Annotated in this window: 14 protein-coding genes and 1 other annotated feature; of the genes, 9 read left to right on the forward strand and 5 right to left on the reverse strand. The window is 45.2% G+C overall.

Annotated elements, in window-relative coordinates:
- Positions 1–20 precede the first annotated feature (20 nt).
- Entirely contained in the window at positions 21–1,460 is a 1,440-nt protein-coding gene (locus tag ACLROL_RS00370; protein WP_413067125.1) for a TrkH family potassium uptake protein, read from the forward strand.
- On the opposite strand, the gene ACLROL_RS00375 is transcribed toward ACLROL_RS00370, so the two are convergent.
- Genes ACLROL_RS00375 through ACLROL_RS00390 form a run of 4 tightly spaced genes read right to left on the reverse strand, consistent with a single transcriptional unit; the run spans position 1,457 to position 5,485 of the window.
- Positions 1,457–2,155: a DUF5714 domain-containing protein gene (locus ACLROL_RS00375; protein WP_413067126.1), complete on the reverse strand. Its 699-nt coding sequence runs from the start codon at positions 2,153–2,155 to the stop codon at positions 1,457–1,459. The two genes, ACLROL_RS00370 and ACLROL_RS00375, sit on opposite strands and share 4 nt — an antisense overlap.
- Before the next feature lie 25 nt (positions 2,156–2,180).
- The gene (locus ACLROL_RS00380) at positions 2,181–3,047 is read right to left on the reverse strand and encodes a radical SAM protein (protein WP_087210937.1); all 867 of its coding nucleotides are present in this window, start codon (positions 3,045–3,047) and stop codon (positions 2,181–2,183) included.
- A gap of 17 nt (positions 3,048–3,064) precedes the next feature.
- Positions 3,065–4,366 carry a 3-phosphoshikimate 1-carboxyvinyltransferase gene (gene aroA / locus ACLROL_RS00385; RefSeq protein ID WP_221919493.1) on the reverse strand — a complete coding sequence of 434 codons (1,302 nt, stop codon included), beginning with the start codon at positions 4,364–4,366 and terminating at the stop codon, positions 3,065–3,067.
- 27 nt (positions 4,367–4,393) lie between these two features.
- The gene (locus ACLROL_RS00390; RefSeq protein WP_087198883.1) at positions 4,394–5,485 is read right to left on the reverse strand and encodes a prephenate dehydrogenase; all 1,092 of its coding nucleotides are present in this window, start codon (positions 5,483–5,485) and stop codon (positions 4,394–4,396) included.
- Between the two features lie 220 nt (positions 5,486–5,705).
- Between ACLROL_RS00390 and fusA the strand changes: the two genes are divergently transcribed.
- Positions 5,706–7,781 (forward strand): elongation factor G, encoded by a 2,076-nt coding sequence (fusA, locus tag ACLROL_RS00395; RefSeq protein WP_413067127.1) that lies wholly within the window; start codon positions 5,706–5,708, stop codon positions 7,779–7,781.
- A 216-nt stretch (positions 7,782–7,997) separates the two neighbouring features.
- Positions 7,998–9,653: a CvpA family protein gene (locus tag ACLROL_RS00400; RefSeq protein ID WP_413067128.1), complete on the forward strand. Its 1,656-nt coding sequence runs from the start codon at positions 7,998–8,000 to the stop codon at positions 9,651–9,653.
- Positions 9,654–9,732: 79 nt separating this feature from the next.
- Here ACLROL_RS00400 and ACLROL_RS00405 read toward each other — a convergent pair whose 3' ends face one another.
- Entirely contained in the window at positions 9,733–10,155 is a 423-nt protein-coding gene (locus ACLROL_RS00405; RefSeq protein WP_087198886.1) for a hypothetical protein, read from the reverse strand.
- Positions 10,156–10,414: 259 nt separating this feature from the next.
- Positions 10,415–10,640 (forward strand) — a binding site (T-box leader).
- Positions 10,641–10,759: 119 nt separating this feature from the next.
- Here ACLROL_RS00405 and leuS point away from each other — a divergent pair.
- The 6 genes from leuS (at position 10,760) to ACLROL_RS00435 (ending at position 17,426) form a co-directional block, all read left to right on the forward strand.
- Positions 10,760–13,183: a leucine--tRNA ligase gene (gene leuS / locus ACLROL_RS00410; RefSeq protein ID WP_413067129.1), complete on the forward strand. Its 2,424-nt coding sequence runs from the start codon at positions 10,760–10,762 to the stop codon at positions 13,181–13,183.
- Between the two features lie 179 nt (positions 13,184–13,362).
- Positions 13,363–13,665 (forward strand): hypothetical protein, encoded by a 303-nt coding sequence (locus ACLROL_RS00415; protein ID WP_246599106.1) that lies wholly within the window; start codon positions 13,363–13,365, stop codon positions 13,663–13,665.
- Between the two features lie 321 nt (positions 13,666–13,986).
- Positions 13,987–14,877, forward strand: coding sequence for a proline iminopeptidase (gene pepI / locus ACLROL_RS00420; RefSeq protein ID WP_087198889.1), 891 nt, complete (start codon positions 13,987–13,989; stop codon positions 14,875–14,877).
- Positions 14,878–15,051: 174 nt separating this feature from the next.
- Positions 15,052–15,957, forward strand: coding sequence for an NAD-dependent epimerase/dehydratase family protein (locus ACLROL_RS00425; protein ID WP_413067130.1), 906 nt, complete (start codon positions 15,052–15,054; stop codon positions 15,955–15,957).
- Positions 15,958–16,001: 44 nt separating this feature from the next.
- The gene (locus ACLROL_RS00430; protein WP_413067131.1) at positions 16,002–16,874 is read left to right on the forward strand and encodes an aminoglycoside 6-adenylyltransferase; all 873 of its coding nucleotides are present in this window, start codon (positions 16,002–16,004) and stop codon (positions 16,872–16,874) included.
- 24 nt (positions 16,875–16,898) lie between these two features.
- Entirely contained in the window at positions 16,899–17,426 is a 528-nt protein-coding gene (locus ACLROL_RS00435; RefSeq protein WP_087198891.1) for a putative immunity protein, read from the forward strand.
- Positions 17,427–17,447 lie beyond the last annotated feature (21 nt).

The raw sequence follows: 17,447 nt of genomic DNA on the forward strand, positions 1-17,447 counted from the left end.
CTTGCAAAGGAGAAAAAATCATGAATTATTCTATGGTGCTTTACATTGTGGGATGGATTTTAAATTTTGAGGCTGGATTTATGCTGCTGCCTGGGCTGGTATCTGTAATCTACCAGGAAAAGGCTGGCTTGACGTTTCTGGCCGCGATCGCCATTGCGTTGGCATTCGGGATACCGCTTGTGATACGAAAACCGAAGAATAAAGACTTTTATATGAAGGAAGGATTTGTGTCTGTAGCCCTGAGCTGGATTGTGATGAGTATTGTAGGGGCGATCCCATTTATGCTGAGCGGCGCCATCACAAATCCCGTCAGCGCATTTTTTGAGACGGTTTCCGGATTTACGACGACAGGAGCCAGTGTATTGTCAGATGTGGAAAGTCTTCCGCGGTGTATTTTGTTCTGGAGGAGCTTTACCCACTGGATCGGAGGTATGGGTGTCCTTGTATTTATCATGGCGGTTCTGCCTCTGAGCGGCGGAAGAAATATCAACCTTCTCAAAGCGGAAAGTCCAGGGCCATCTGTTAATAAGATGACGCCAAGGCTCAGGACAACAGCGGCGGCTCTTTATAAGATTTATATTGTCATGACGATTTTGGAGATCATTTTCCTTTTGATCGGGAAAATGCCGCTTTTTGATGCGTTGACACTTACCTTCGGAACTGCGGGTACAGGGGGATTTGGCGTTAAGAACGACAGTTTAGCAAGCTATTCGCCGTATTTACAGAATGTGGTAACGATCTTTATGATCTTGTTTGGCGTCAATTTTAATGTGTACTTTCTGATCTGGATGAAAAAGCCTCTGGAAGCTTTGAAATGCGAAGAGATCCGTTATTATTTTGGTATCATCGCCGCATCCATCGCAACGATCTTTATACATATCAGATCATTTTACGAGACGACAGAAGAGGCGCTGCGCCATGCGGCTTTCCAGGTCGGTTCCATTATCACAACGACGGGGTACGCTACGACGGACTTTAATCTGTGGTCAGAAGTGCCGCAGACAATCCTTGTCATGCTCATGTTTATCGGCGCATGTGCCGGCAGTACAGGAGGGGGAATCAAAGTATCGCGTTTAGTAATCCTGTTAAAGACGATCAAAAAAGAACTGTACCAGATCATCCATCCTTCCAGTGTTAAAAAAATTAAGATGGACGGACACCTGGTACAGCACGAAGTAGTCAGAGCGACGAACGTATTTCTCATCCTGTATGTGATTATCTTTGCTTTGTCCGTACTTCTTGTGGGATTTGACGGACATGATTTGGTAACCAACTTTACAGGCGTGGCGTCTGCATTGAATAATATTGGTCCAGGGCTTCAGCTCGTAGGACCTATGGGGAATTTTGGAGTTTTCAGCAGCGGTGCACAGTTTGTCCTCTCTTTGGATATGCTGGCAGGACGGCTGGAACTGTTTCCACTTCTGGTGCTTTTCATGCCAAAGACATGGAAAAAGTTTTAAGGATGGAACGGGCAGTGCTTTTTCAGGCATTGCCCGTTTTCTTCGTGAAAACTGCAAGAGATTTGCTCTGGAATCTCCATTTTTACGCCGGTCTTTTCTTCTGTAAATTTGGCAGCTTCCAAAATGGAAAGGAAAGAATCGCGCTTGCAGCATCTCGGACCTCCGTGTTCTCCGATGGATTTCAAAGCACGCGAAGACATCTGGTTGGAGAGTCCCCAGGAAGTGCCGCTTAAAGGAGTGGATCCTGAGAGGATGCTGAAATAGATACCAGTGCTGATTCCGGCTCCACATGAGCCCCAGAAGCCGCACACTCCTCCCGGCACCTGTTTTCCACGTTCTTCCATGATCGAAAGCGCCTTAGGAAGATCCAGATCTCCTCCGGCGTTTTTGTATGCGGTCAGAAGGACAGCGCCAACAAGAACATGGTGTTCTGGACCGTGCATATAGATGAAAGGATCGGCCATGATTTTCTGTGCCAGAAAGATTGGATTTTTGGAAGTCTCGGACAGACAGACGGAGCGGATTGTCTGAAGCCCCTGGGCTTCATGGCATTCATCGCAGACAAAGTGCCCGTCCGCGCAGCAGGCGTTTGAAGGAAACAGACGGTGGCAAATGGAGCATTCCATAGTTTTAGCTGTCTCCTGGTAGATTAATTCTTTTCCGCATATGAGACAGGCGTTTACATTTCGGTTCATTCTATTTTTTCTTCCTTTCAGATTTTTAATACCGGCAGGTGGACAAAAGGATATCGATAGCATCCAGCAGCACGTCCTTTTCTTCCGGCAGATGTCCCTGTATCGTGTACATGTTAAGGACTGTCGTATCATGGAACATACAGTTTTTTACATAAAGATTTTGAAGGAGAATGCGCTCTTCCCAGAGCATTTCAGCATCGTTCATCATCTCAAAATGACCTTTCTTCGCATCCTGGTAAAGTGGGGTATCTTCCCAGAGTTTGAGCTTCAGACACCAGATATCGGAAGGATTGACACGGTTCAGGAGCCGAGCAGTCTCAAGGGCATGGAGTTTCGAGAATGTTCGGCCGCCAAGTCCCAGGATGATCGTTACGTAATATTCGATGCCCGCTTTTTTCAAGCGGTCCAGTTGGATGATCATGTCCATGGAGGTCACACCCTTGCGCTGTTCCAGAAGGATGGAGTCGCTGCCGCTTTCCAATCCGATATGGAGAGTGGTAAGCCCCATCCGGCGAAGGGAGGCGAGTTCCTCATCCGTCTTTCGAGCAATGTCGTCGATTCTCGAATACATGGCAAACTCGTGGATATTCGGCATGAACGTGTCGGTCATGTCGAAAATAGTGCTTAAAAGATCGTAGCTCATCACGAAAGCATTTTCTCCAAGGAGGAACAGACGATGGTCATTTGGGCGAAACTGTCCGAGAATGTACATGTTTCGGCGGATCTGTTCCATTGGGAGAATCTGAAATTGATCTTTGGCGAAATCGCAGAAACGGCATTTCCCGTAGCTGCATCCAAGCGCCACTTCTAGAGCGGCGCTCTTTTCTTCACTTGGAGGAAGATAGATCGTATCATGCGTATAAATCGAAGCAAAAAGTTCGTCGTTTGTCATGGGTCTGCCTCCTTTCATCAGACAGTAAGGCTTTTTAAAGATGCAAAAAATCCGGGATAGGATACATCCACACAGGAACTGTCAAGTATGTCTGTCACACCGTCCGAGGCCAGGGCTGCCACGGAAAACGCCATGGCGATACGGTGATCGAGATATGGATTGATCACTGTACCGTGCAACGCTTTTCCTCCGCGGATGATCATTCCATCCTCTGTCGGGGTAACATCGCCGCCCATCCGGGTAAGGTTTTCTGTGACTGTCCGAATCCGATCCGTCTCTTTTACTTTCAGTTCCGCGGCATCCCGGATGACGGTAGTTCCATCGGCGAAAGCTGCCAGAACAGCAATCATCGGGATCTCATCGATGAGAGTCGGGATCAGTCTTCCTTCCACGACAGTGCCATGGAGAGAACTGGATCTGACAAGGAGGTCGGCGGTCTGCTCCCCGCCCTCAGCAGTCTCATTCACATATGTGATATCGGCACCCATATCCTGACACACTTTCAGTATCCCAGCCCGGGTTGGATTTGTACCGACATTTTTGATAAGCAGTTCAGATCCCGGGACGAGAAGAGCAGCAGCGATAAAGTAGGCGGCCGACGAGATGTCGCCTGGTACATGAATCTTCTGCCCATAGAGCTCCTGACACGGGAGGATGGAAATCCTGGCCGAAGCATCCGCTGATATTTCTGTAGAAACGGAAGCGCCAAATTTACAGAGCATCAGTTCCGTGTGATTTCTGGAAAGCACAGGCTCTGTGACAGATGTCACGCCGTCTGCGTAAAGTCCCGCAAGAAGGATGGAGGATTTGACCTGGGCCGAAGCGACAGGGGAATGATAGGTAATCCCGTGCAGGGAATTTGTTCCATCGATGCGCAGAGGAGCGCAGCCGTCTCCGCGGATACTTTCAATCTTTGCACCCATCCGGGTAAGAGGGGTAATGATACGCCCCATAGGACGAGAGTTCAAAGAGTCGTCTCCGGATAAGACGGAGGTAAACGGCTGTGCGGAAAGAATACCTGATATGAGCCGCGTGGTTGTGCCGCTGTTTCCTACATCCAGATGGGATCCCGGGGCAGACAGTCCGCGCATCCCTTTTCCATGGACGATGAGACGCCCCTCTTCTTTTTGTTCAATATCAATTCCCATCTGCCGGAAACAGCCGATGGTAGAGAGACAGTCTGCCCCGTAGAGGAAGTTTGTGATTTCAGTTGTCCCTTTTGAAAGAGCACCGAACATCACACTTCTGTGGGAGATGGATTTATCTCCTGGTATCGTGATTTCGCCCCGCAGAGGAGCAGAATTCGTAAGCTGTGTCATAGTCTTTTTCCTTTTCCTTATTTTGATTTATGCGCGTTCATAGACGGTGTAGCGGTGCTTTCTCAACACCTGTGCTGCGTTCTTTTGAGCAGCCTCGTCATAAAATTCGATGCGCAGAACCCCTTCCTCGAATTCACGGTTGTGGACAATGCCGATATTCTTGATACTGATATTGTTGGAAGCAAGAATGGTGGCAATCGTAGCTACGACACCTGCTTCGTCGATGATATCACAGTATACGGCGAACATCTTTTTGATCGGTCCTGCGGAGATTTCAGGCACAGAATTTCTGTAATTTCTGGAAGAATCAAAAAAGCGATAGATTTCCTGAGCGTTTCCTTCGTCGATCATTTTCTTCGCTTCTTTAAGTGTCTCGATATAGCTCTCCAGGATGGAAGAGAGATTCTCCCGGTTGGACAAAAGGATGTGTTCCCACATGGTAGGGGAGGAAGATGCGATACGCGTGATGTCCTTAAAGCCTCCCGCGGCCAGCAGTTTCATCAGTTCATCCTTCGTGTCATGATCCTTCACAAAGTTGACAAGTCCGGATGCGATGACGTGGGGAAGATGGCTGATCGTCCCGGTAATGTAATCGTGTGTCCGGCAGTCCAAAACAACAGGGAGTGCTTTCAGAGACTGTACAAAAGAGGCATATTCGGAAGCCTTTTTCTTCTGAGCATCCGAGGACGGGCTTATGATATAGTAGGCGTTCTCGATCAGGACCGCCTTGGAGTTGGCGTATCCGGATTTTTCAGAGCCTGTCATTGGATGCCCTCCGATAAAGAAGGTATCCAATCCAAGCTTTGCTGCGTCCTCGTGGATCGGAGTCTTTACACTTCCCACATCGGTTAACACCGTATTCTCAGAAAGAAACGGCTTGACCTGGCTTAGATATGCGGAATTGTGAATGACCGGTGTGCAGAGGAAAATGTAGCTGCAGTCCCGGAAGTTGTCGTCGATGACAGTGACGGCTGTGTCGACGACTGACTCCGCGGTTGCAAGGGCCAAAGTCTCTCTGTTTTTATCAAAAGCAACGATCTCAGAGTCGGGATAGTAGAGGCGAATTGCTTTTGCGATGGAACCTCCGATCAGTCCAAGACCGATAAATCCTATTTTCATAAGTTATATCCTCATCTTTCTTTAGTCATATAATTCTATTTTAAGAGATTTCAGTCTGTTTGTCAAAACTATTATGCGTTAAAGTGAGAAAGTATATTTGTTGTGAAAATTCTATAAAAGAGTTGTAAAATAACTAAGAATTTAGTACAATATACACATGGTTACTGTGAAAGGAGAAAAACAGTAAAATCAGAACTGAAAATTAAGGAGGCAGCACTATATGAAAGTTTACAGGACGGATGAGATCAGAAATGTGGTTTTATTAGGACATGGCGGATGCGGGAAGACGAGCCTTGTCGAAGCAATGGCTTATGTTTCCGGCGTGACAAACCGTATGGGAAAGATCAGCGATGGAAACACCATCAGCGATTTTGATAAAGAAGAACAGAAACGCGGCTTTTCTATCGGAACGAGCCTGATCCCGATCGAGTGGGAGAAAGCAAAGATCAATGTGCTGGATACACCAGGTTATTTTGACTTTGTGGGAGAAGTAGAAGAGGCAGTAAGCGCTGCGGATGCAGCAGTCATCGTTGTTTCCGGCAAGGCAGGAGTGGAAGTAGGAACGGAAAAGGCATGGGAACTGTGTGACAAGTACAATCTGCCGCGTATGGTCTATGTGACAGAGATGGATTTGGACGATGCAAGCTTCCGTCAGGTAGTAGAGACGTTAAGAGCGAAATATGGAAAAGTGATCGCGCCTCATTTCATGCCGATCCGTGAGAACGAAAAGCTCGTTGGATATGTAAATATCATCAAGAATGCAGGAAGAAGATATACGGGAATTGCGGAAAGAGAAGAGTGCGAGATTCCGGATTACTGTATGGATTATCTGCAGCAGTACAGGGATGCGCTGATGGAATCTGTGGCAGAGACAAGCGAGGAATTTCTGGACAGATATCTATCTGGAGAAGAGTTTTCTGTGGAAGAGATCCGCTCCGCTATGCGTACGGAAGTGATGGACGGAGACATTGTACCAGTAGCAATGGGATCCAGCGTGCAGGCACAAGGTGTTGCAAATCTCCTTTCTGATATTGTTCGTTTCTTCCCAAGCCCGGCAAATCGCGAATGCGTGGGAATGAACAGAAAGACAAATGCGATCTATGAAGCAAACTACGATTTTGCTAAGGCAAAAAGTGCATATGTATTCAAGACAATGGTGGATCCGTTTATCGGAAAATATTCTTTCATAAAAGTGTGCTCCGGAGTAATCAAAGGCGATGACGTTCTATACAATTCCGACACAGATGCAGAGGCAAAACCGGGTAAGATCTACACAATGATAGGCAACAAGCCGATCGAAGTGAGCGAACTTTTTGCGGGGGACATCGGCGCCATTGCAAAACTTAACACGACAAAGACAGGGGATACCCTTTCCACAAAGAATACCCAGCTTGCATTCGCAAAGACAGAGTATTCAGTTCCATATACATACATGAAATATGTGACAAAAGCAAAGGGAGATGAAGACAAAGTTTCCCAGGCGCTTGCAAAGATGATGGCGGAGGATGTTACCTTGAAAGTCGTAAATGACACGGAAAACCGCCAGATTCTCCTCTACGGTATGGGAGATCAGCATCTGGAGATTGTTGCAAGCAAACTGGCATCCAGATATAAAGTGGATATCACACTGGAAAAACCGAAGGTGGCATTCCGTGAGACGATCCGCAAAAAATCCGATGTCGACTCCAAATATAAGAAACAGTCAGGCGGACACGGACAGTACGGACACGTAAAGATGACTTTCGAACCATCCGGAGATCTGGAAACACCGTACGTATTTGAAGAGACGGTTGTGGGCGGAGCTGTTCCAAAGAACTACTTCCCGGCAGTGGAAAAAGGTCTTCAGGAAGCTGTTGCGAAAGGGCCTCTGGCCGGATATCCGGTTGTGGGCATCAAGGCGGTTCTCTATGACGGATCTTATCATCCGGTAGATTCTTCCGAGATGGCATTTAAAACGGCTGCGATCCAGGCATTCAAGAAGGGTGTGATGGATGCAAGTCCGGTACTTCTTGAACCAATCGTATCCCTGAAAGTGACAGTGCCGGATGATTACACTGGAGATGTCATGGGAGATCTCAATAAGAGAAGAGGACGTGTGCTTGGCATGACACCGACCGCAGGAGGAAAACAGATCATTGAAGCGGATGTGCCGATGATGGAACTCTATGGTTACTGTACAAATCTCCGTTCCATGACAGGCGGACGCGGTAAATACGAATACACATTTGCAAGATACGAGCAGGCTCCGAATGATGTGCAGGAAAAAGAGATCGAGAAGAGAGCAGCTGAAGAATAATATCTGAATAAAAAAGAATGCAGATACGGTCAAACGGCAGGTTTTTTAGCCTGCCGTTTGGTATGCGTGAAAAGTCTCAGGAGGTTTTTGAAAGACTGTGGCAAGGGAGAAATATTTCGGACAAAATCATTGTAAAACGCAGTAAATGTGTTATGATATAGAAACAAAATACCTTTTGACACAACATCATAGCAACAAAAAAGGAGAAAAATGAAAATGAAAAAGGGAACAACAAAAGCAGCTGCAGTGATTTTCCTGATTCTGCTGGCGGGAATCTATTATTATGTCAAGCTTCCGGCCATCAATATCCATGCTGCGGGATTTTGGACTTTCCTGATCCTTGTGATCGCAGCTATCCTGGTTATCTACATTTTCCGGAGAAAACTGTTCAGAGGGCAGGAATTAAAACAAAACAAGGTAGTAAAGGGACTTGTGGGTCTGATCTTTGCAGTGGTGGCAGTATATCTTGTGGGAACACTTCTCTCTTCCCCGATCATCAATGCAAAGAAGTATCAGAAGCTTCTCACAGTGGAAAACGGAGATTTCGCAAAAGATATCAAAGAACTTTCTTTTGATCAGATACCGATCCTTGACAAGGATTCAGCAAAGCTTCTGGGAGACCGAAAGATGGGAAGTATGGTAGATATGGTTTCCCAGTTTGAAGTAGATGAACTGTACAGTCAGATCAACTACAAGGACAAACCGGTCAGAGTATCCCCGCTTCGGTATGCAAGCATTATCAAATGGTTTACCAACCAGTCTGAAGGAATCCCGGGTTATATCAGAATTGATATGGCGACTCAGACAACAGAACTTGTAAAGCTTGAGGAGGGTATCAAGTATTCCACAAGCGAGCATTTTAACCGGAATATATACCGTCATCTCCGATTCTCCTATCCGACGTATATTTTTAATGAACTGAGTTTTGAGATTGACGATGACGGAGTGCCATACTGGATCGCTCCGGTCAAGAAGTTCAATATCGGCCTCTTCGGGGGCGAGACGGTAGGGCGTGTCGTTCTCTGCAATGCGGTAACAGGGGAGACGGAAGACTATGCCATCGAGGACGTCCCGGAGTGGATCGACCATGCGTACGACGCAGATCTTCTGGTAGAACTCTACGATTATCACGGCACACTGAAACACGGATTTTTCAATAGCATTTTAAGTCAGAAAGATTGTCTCAAAACAACGGACGGATACAATTATCTGGCGATCGATGACGATGTGTGGGTATACACCGGGGTAACATCCGTCAACAAAGACCAGTCCAATGTCGGGTTTGTACTCATGAACCAGCGGACAATGGAGACAAAGTTCTACGAAGTGGAAGGAGCGACGGAAGCCTCCGCCATGTCCTCCGCCGAAGGCCAGGTACAGAACCTGAAATACAAGGCAACCTTCCCTCTTCTTCTGAATATAGCAGGGGAACCGACATACTTTGTGGCTCTCAAAGACGACGCAGGGCTTGTGAAGAAATATGCAATGGTAAATGTGCAGAAATATCAGATCGTTGCTGTCGGAAATACGGTAAGCGAGTGCGAGACCAACTATCTGGGACTGATGGAACAAAATGGCATCCAGGTGGAAAGAGACAGTGTCAATGCTGAGAAGACGGAGACGATCAGCGGAAAGATAAGAAAGATCGCGCAAGGTGTTATTGACGGAGATTCCCACTTTTATCTGATGCTGGAAGGATCCGATGAGATCTTTGATGTCTCTGTCGTGGATTTCATTGACATTATTAAGTACGACGTGGGACAGGAAGTGACATTGGAATATAAAGAAGGAGAAAATGCAAACGTCGTTCTCTCGCTCAACGGAGAAAAGAAAGAGACAAAAAGCGATGATGCGCAGAATGAACAGCAGTAAAGCTTTTTCCGGATTGAATAAAGGAAAATAAAAAATGGTCAGGCCCCTCTGGATGAGGGGCCCAACCATTTTACTTCTTTTAGTTTAAAAGGGCACAATCAGTCAAATCAACATGGCTTAAGTCATTCTTGTCTGCACTGATACTTATGTAGAAATCGATGTTGAAATCTCTGGAGATTTTTTTCAGTTTTTCAATAAATTCCGGGATATCATCGAGTGATATATGTGCATGTTTTAAAATACCGTCGATAAAGATGGACTCAATGTCGTGGTTGGCGCTTGTCATGCCGTAGATGAAACCGAGATAAGCGTCGATATTATCGATAGCTTCGTAATCATCCATGCAGATTGCGCGGATGTCAAAGGATAAGCTATAGGTGTCCCGATGGCTCTTCTTTATGAAGAAGACATTTCCATCGCTTTCTTTTGATGCAGTGTTTGCAAGTGCAATCATCTGCTGTGTTTTTCCGGTGCCTTTCGGGCCTGTCAATAAATTAACCATATGCAAAATCTCCTTTTAACTATAAATTTTTCTGATGAAATGACTTGTGATTATTATACACCAAATGCGGGAATGAAACAACCTTTTTTGTCAAAATTAACAAAAACAAAGAAGAAAAGAATGACAATATAAAAAGAAGTTGCATAACAGATAAGAGGAGATGCCGGATGACGGCGAGGAATGGGCAACAAAGTATGATGGGATTACTTGACAAATTGGGTCAATGCCGGTAAAATTATCAAGAATAAAAAGATATCAGATAAAAACGATAGAAGAGGAATAGTAAGAGAGAAAAGTCTTTCAGAGAGCTGTCGGACGGTGCGAGGCAGCAGACCGGAATCTCCCAACTCGCCTCGGAGTTCTTCTGGTGAAGGAATGAAGGAAGTAGCCGGAAGCGGGTTTTCCCGTTACAGAAAAAAAGGGCGTCTGTCATGCGACAGGCGAATAAGAGTGGTACCGCGTAAGTCATTGCTTTCGTCTCTTGTACATACAAGTTTCTTGTATATGCAGAAGAGACGGAAGCATTTTTATTCTGCAGGAAAGTCAAAAGACTTTTCGGCAGGATTGGGTTTTATGGCAACAGAGATATAAGGAGGAAGAGATTATGTCAGTACCTTACAATCACAGAGCCATTGAGAAAAAATGGCGTCAGCACTGGGAAGAACACCCGGTCAATGTTCAGGAAGATGAAAGAGGAAAACATGAGAAATATTACTGTCTGGATATGTTCCCGTATCCGTCAGGAAATGGGCTTCATGTAGGGCATTGGAGAGGATATGTCATTTCAGACGTGTGGAGCCGTTACAAACTCCTTCAGGGATACTACATCATTCACCCGATGGGATGGGATGCATTCGGACTTCCGGCTGAAAACTACGCTATCAAAATGGGAGTTCATCCGGCAAAATCAACAGCAGAAAATGTAAAAAATATCAAACGACAGATCAACGAGATCGCGGCTCTTTATGACTGGGACAGAGAAGTCAACACGACAGACCCGAATTTCTATAAGTGGACACAGTGGATCTTCGTTAAGATGTTTAAGGAAGGACTTGCATACGAGAAAGAATTCCCGATCAACTGGTGCCCTTCCTGTAAGACAGGACTTGCCAACGAGGAAGTCGTAAATGGAAAATGTGAGCGCTGCGGCACAGAAGTGACAAAGAAAAATCTGCGTCAGTGGATGCTGAAGATCACAAAGTACGCGGAAAGGCTCCTTGCAGATTTGGACAAACTGGACTGGCCGGAAAAGGTAAAGAAGATGCAGAGCGACTGGATCGGAAAATCCTATGGTGCGGAAGTAGATTTCCCAGTGGACGGACGCGAGGATAAGATTACTGTCTACACGACAAGACCGGATACTCTTTATGGAGCAACCTTCATGGTACTCGCCCCGGAACATGCACTTGCAAAAGAACTTGCGACTGACGAGACGAGAGAAGCGGTAGAAAAATACATTTACGATGCGTCCATGAAATCCAACGTGGACCGTCTTCAGGATAAGGAAAAGACCGGTGTGTTCACGGGAAGCTATGCAGTAAACCCGATGAACCAGAAGAAGATCCCGATCTGGCTTTCCGACTATGTACTTGCCGATTATGGTACCGGCGCCATCATGTGCGTGCCGGCTCATGATGACCGTGACTTTGCATTTGCAACAAAATTTGGCATTCCGATCATCCAGGTTATCGCAAAAGATGGAAAAGAGATCGAAAATATGACCGAAGCGTACACCGAAGCTGCCGGAACAATGATCAATTCCGGAGAATGGAACGGAATGGAATCTGCGGTCCTCAAAAAAGAAGCGCCGATGATGATCGAAGAGCGCGGTATCGGAAGAAAGACTGTGAACTACAAACTCCGCGACTGGGTATTTTCCCGCCAGCGTTACTGGGGAGAACCGATCCCGATCGTACACTGCCCGGACTGCGGTGCGGTACCGGTTCCGGAAGAAGAGCTTCCGCTGACACTTCCGGATGTGGATTCCTACGAACCGACAGGAACAGGAGAATCCCCGCTTGCAGCTATTGATTCCTGGGTCAACACGACATGTCCGGTCTGCGGAAAACCAGCCAAGAGAGAAACAAACACCATGCCTCAGTGGGCAGGTTCCTCCTGGTACTTCCTCCGCTACGTGGATCCGCACAACGATAAAGAACTTGTATCAAAAGAAAAAGCAGATGCGATGCTTCCGGTAGATATGTATATCGGAGGGGTGGAACATGCGGTACTGCATCTTCTGTACTCCCGTTTCTATACAAAGTTCCTGTACGACATCGGAGTTGTCGATTTCGACGAACCATTTACAAAATTGTTCAACCAGGGAATGATCACAGGAAAGAACGGAATCAAGATGAGCAAGTCCAAAGGAAATGTCGTTTCCCCGGATGCTCTCGTGAGAGATTACGGATGCGATTCTCTGAGAATGTATGAGCTTTTCGTAGGACCTCCGGAACTGGATGCAGAGTGGGACGACAGAGGAATCGACGGGGTATACCGTTTCCTCAACAAGCTTTGGAATCTTGTGATGGACAACAAAGAAAAAGGTGTGGAGCCGTCCAAAGAGATGATCAAACTTCGCAACAAGATGGTATACGATATCACAAGCCGTCTGGAAAGCTTCAGCCTCAATACAGTTATCTCCGGATTCATGGAATACAATAACAAGTTCATCGAGCTTGCAAAGAAAGAGGGCGGAATCGACAAAGAAACGCTTTCTACTATCGCAGTGCTCCTGGCGCCGTTTGCTCCGCATATGGGAGAAGAACTGTGGGAACAGCTGGGACATACAGGAAGCGTCTTCCACGCAGGATGGCCGACCTATGATGAAGAAGCCATGAAAGACGATGAGATCGAAGTGGCAGTACAGATCAACGGAAAGACAAGAGCCGTTGTGACAATCTCTGCGGAAAGCACAAAAGAAGAAGCCATCGCAGCAGGAAAAGAAGCAATCAAAGAAAAACTGACCGGAAACATTGTAAAAGAAATTTATGTGCCGGGAAGGATTATCAATATTGTAATGAAATAAATAGAGCAAATATTTCAAAAATGCAATGAGAAATGGCGTAGGTAATAGAATTATTATCTGCGTCATTTTTTTGTTGTAAGAATAACTTTTTGAAAATTTTTAACATACATTTAACTGGCAAAAGAAATAGAGAATGGTAAAATTATTTTAGAAGAGATAGTGGATAGGGAGATTTTCATATGTTTTTGATAACGATAATTATTTTGGTAATTGTGGAAGTCATTGGCTTCTTTATTGCGAAAAGATATGAAATGAGCGAAAAAGTAGACAGAGGAATAGAAATTTGTTATTGGAAATTAAGTTATAGACGAAAATTTATTAGAACATTGTTGTTAATTCCTGTATCTATAATTATAATTGTTGGTTTTTTTAAGGAATTTGACATAAATGTTTTCACAGGAATAACAGGACTTGCAGCTTTTAGTATAATTCTTATTCAGGCTTTTTATAATTACAAGAAATGGAAGAATGAAATAGAGTAATAAAATTTGTTTGGTTAGTACGAAAGTAAGGTCAAGGAATAAGGCGAAGGCGATGCGCCGTAGGGGCGGCAGAAATCATCTCAAGCTTAATTTACTTGATAAAAAAATATCCAGCAGAATAATATAGAGCGAGTAAGCACGCCTTTTTTATAGAATTTTTCTATAGCTATATTTGGTTCTGTTCGGTTATCTTGTATGATACAGAGGTATTATTTTGGATAATATTAACAAATCTAAAAAAAATTACAAAAAAGGGTTCATTTTTCTGTGAAATGTATTATACTTAAAGTTAGTGAAAAAAATGTCAGAAAGGGGATAATCATGGCAAAAATTACAGAAGGCTACATGCCGTATTTAGGTTATCAGACTTATTACAGAATTGTTGGGGAAAGAAAAAATAACGGAAAGGCACCTTTGATCTGTCTTCACGGAGGACCAGGGTCTACTCATAACTATTTCGAAGTATTAGATAACGTTGCAGATGAAGACGATCGTATGATCGTTATGTACGACCAGATTGGATGCGGAAATTCTTATCTGGATGGACATCCGGAACTTTGGAACCAGAAAGTATGGTTAGACGAACTGGAAGCCCTGAGAAAACACCTTGACTTAGATGTATGTCATATCATCGGACAGTCCTGGGGCGGAATGATGCAGATCGCTTATGCAGTTGACTATGATCCGAAAGGTGTTAAGAGTTTCATCATTTCAAGCGGACATCCGAGCAGTTCTCTTTGGGAAAGAGAAGGTCTTCGCCGTATCAAAATGATGCCGCAGGATATGCAGGATGCAATTAATCACGCTCTTGAAACTGGCGATTTTACAGGAGAAGCTTACGATGCCGCAGTTGCAGAATATATGGATAGATATTGCAACTACTGGCTTGGAGAAGATGCTCCGGAATGCTGTACAAGACCGAAAAAATCCGGTTCTGAATCTTATGTTGAAGGATGGGGACCAAATGAGTTCGCACCTACAGGAACACTGAAAGATTTTGAATACATTGACAGACTTGAAGAAATCAAGATTCCTTCCCTGATCTGCAGTGGTATTTCCGATCTTTGCTCTCCGCTTGTAGCTAAGACAATGGCAGACAGAATCCCTAATTCCAAATGGATCCTTTGGGAACGTGCAAGACATACCTGCTTTGTTGACAGACACGATGATTACTGTGTAGAACTCATCAAATGGATGAATCAGCACGACTAATTTATCTGAACATATGAAATATAATAGGGGCGCCGCAAAATCATCTGAAGAGATGATGGAGCGGCGCCTTTGTTCTTGTCTGTAGAAGGTGCTTGTGATAGGATAGAAGAAAAATATAAGGATTTGCGGTCAGCTATGATCTGACTTTCCATAATAAAATCAATGGAGGATCATATGATTATGAAAAAAGTGCTTGTAACAGGCGGAACTGCGTTTGTAAGCAGATACATTGCGGAGTATTATGTTGGCAAAGGATTTCATGTCAGCGTGCTGAACAGAAACACAAAAGAACAGTCAAAGGGAGTTCATCTCATCGAAGCGGACAGATACCATCTGGGCAATCGGCTCTGTGATCTTCATTTTGATGTGGTAATTGACACAGGCTATACTTCAGAAGAAGTAAAACTGCTTCTGGATGCCCTTGGCAGTTACGATGATTACATTTTTATCAGTTCCGGCGCAGTATACCCAGACAATCTCCCGCAGCCATTTGCGGAAGAAACGCTTTTGGGAGAGAATACGTACTGGAGAAAATACGGAAGCGACAAGATCGAAGCAGAAGAACTGCTGCAAAAAAAAGACTCGAACGCATATATTTTAAGGCCACCGTATTTGTACGGACCGATGAATGATATATACAGAGAGGCCTTTGTGTTTGACTGTGCACTGCAAGATCGTCCATTCTATCTGCCGGGAGATGGTAGTCTGAAACTGCAGTTTTTCCATATTCACGATCTGTGCAGATTTCTGGATTTCCTTCTGGAGCGAAAACCGGAGCAGCGCATTTTTAATGTGGGGAACGAGGAGATGATTTCTGTTCGGGACTGGGTTTCTCTTTGTTATAGAATTGTTGGGAAAAAAGCGGAACTTGTAAATGTCTATGAATCGGTAGAACAGAGGAATTATTTTAGCTTCTGCGAGTATGAATATCAGCTGGATGTTACCAGACAGTGTGAATTTATGAAGGACACAATACCACTGGAAGAGGGACTGCGGGATTCCTTTGAGTGGTACAGAGACCATCAGGATCAAGTGGAGAAGAAGCCGTTTATCGACTACATTGACCAGAATCTGAAATAGAGTAGATGATACTGAAAAAATTGTAAATAAGGAGGATATCAGCGATGAGAACGGAAGAAGAGATGATACAGATGATCCAGGATATTGCCAGGAAAGACGACAGGATCCGGGCAGCTTATCTGGAAGGATCCAGGGCAAATCCGAAAGTTCCAAAAGATATGTTCCAGGATTATGATGCCGTGTACATCGTGGAGGAGACAGAGTCGTTCCAGAGAGACAAAAGCTGGATCGACCGTTTCGGGAAACGGCTCTATATGCAGTATCCGGAAGACAGGGAAACGCCGGAGGAAAAGGCGCAATGCTACGGTTGGCTGATGCAGTTTGCGGACGGAAACCGGATGGATCTCCATGTCTGTACGAAAGAATATGCCAGAAGCCATCTGGAGCTTTACCGGGTGCTGGTGGACAAGGACGGGATTTTTGAAGAAAAAGAGATGCTGTCAGATGAAAGATACCGGGTACAAAGGCCGGATCAGGAAGAGTTCTCCGCCGTGTGCAATGAGTTCTGGTGGTGCCTCAACAATGTGGCAAAGGGGATGTGGAGAAGGGAGATCCCTTATGTGATGGAGATGCTTGATATGATCATCCGACCGATGCTGAGAACAGTTTTGGAGTGGAAGATCGGTGTGGAGACTGGATTTTCCGTAAGTGCGGGGAAGTCAGGAAAGTACATGGATCAGTATCTGGATAAAGACACATACAGGCGATATCTGGAGACATACACAAGGGCAGAGATTTCTGATATTCAGGCAGGTGTGGAGGAAATGTGCAGGCTTTTCCACGAGACGGCTCTTTGTGTAAGCGGAAAGCTGAAGCTGACGTATAATCTGCAGGAAGCAAAAAACAGCAGGGAATATCTTGAAGATATCCTGTCCCTGCCTTTGGATGCAGAGACGATCCTTCTGAGAAAAAAGTAGCAAAAAGGAGAAAGGAGAAAAAACATGGCAAAATTGAGAAAAATGTTGGGAGACATTCAATCCGATATATGCAAAGATCTCATGAAGCTTATTGAGACACAGAGTAAGCAGACACTGGCGTCCTGGGCGCTTTCTTACGCGGTGGAGGAGTATCTGCCCATTTACCAAAAAGAATACCCGGAAGATCGTATCCTTTCTGAAACAGCGGCGGTTTGCAGGCAATATCTGGGTGGAGAGCAGAAGCTTGCCCAGATCAAACCATATCTGAAAGAGGCGGCCCAGATTGCCAGGGAACTGGATGATATGCCGGCAGCTCAGGCAGCAGCCCGGGCAGTGGCGACAGCGTGTGCATCGGTGCAGACGCCGACGAACACACTGGGATTTTTGTTTTACGGAGCTGCGGCACAGGCGTATGCATCTCTTGGAACCAAGGAGTCCAAGGAAGTATATGAGGAGTGTGCGCAGAAAGAACTGGAAAAGGCGTATGCGGCTTTAAGAGAATGCGCAGTGGAAGAAGAGCCGAATCCGGTAAAGATCAAATGGAATTGCTGATTTTTCTGCAAAAAAGAAAGT

It is taken from the genome of Sellimonas sp. (assembly GCF_047234585.1).
Lineage (GTDB): Bacteria > Bacillota > Clostridia > Lachnospirales > Lachnospiraceae > Sellimonas > Sellimonas caecigallum.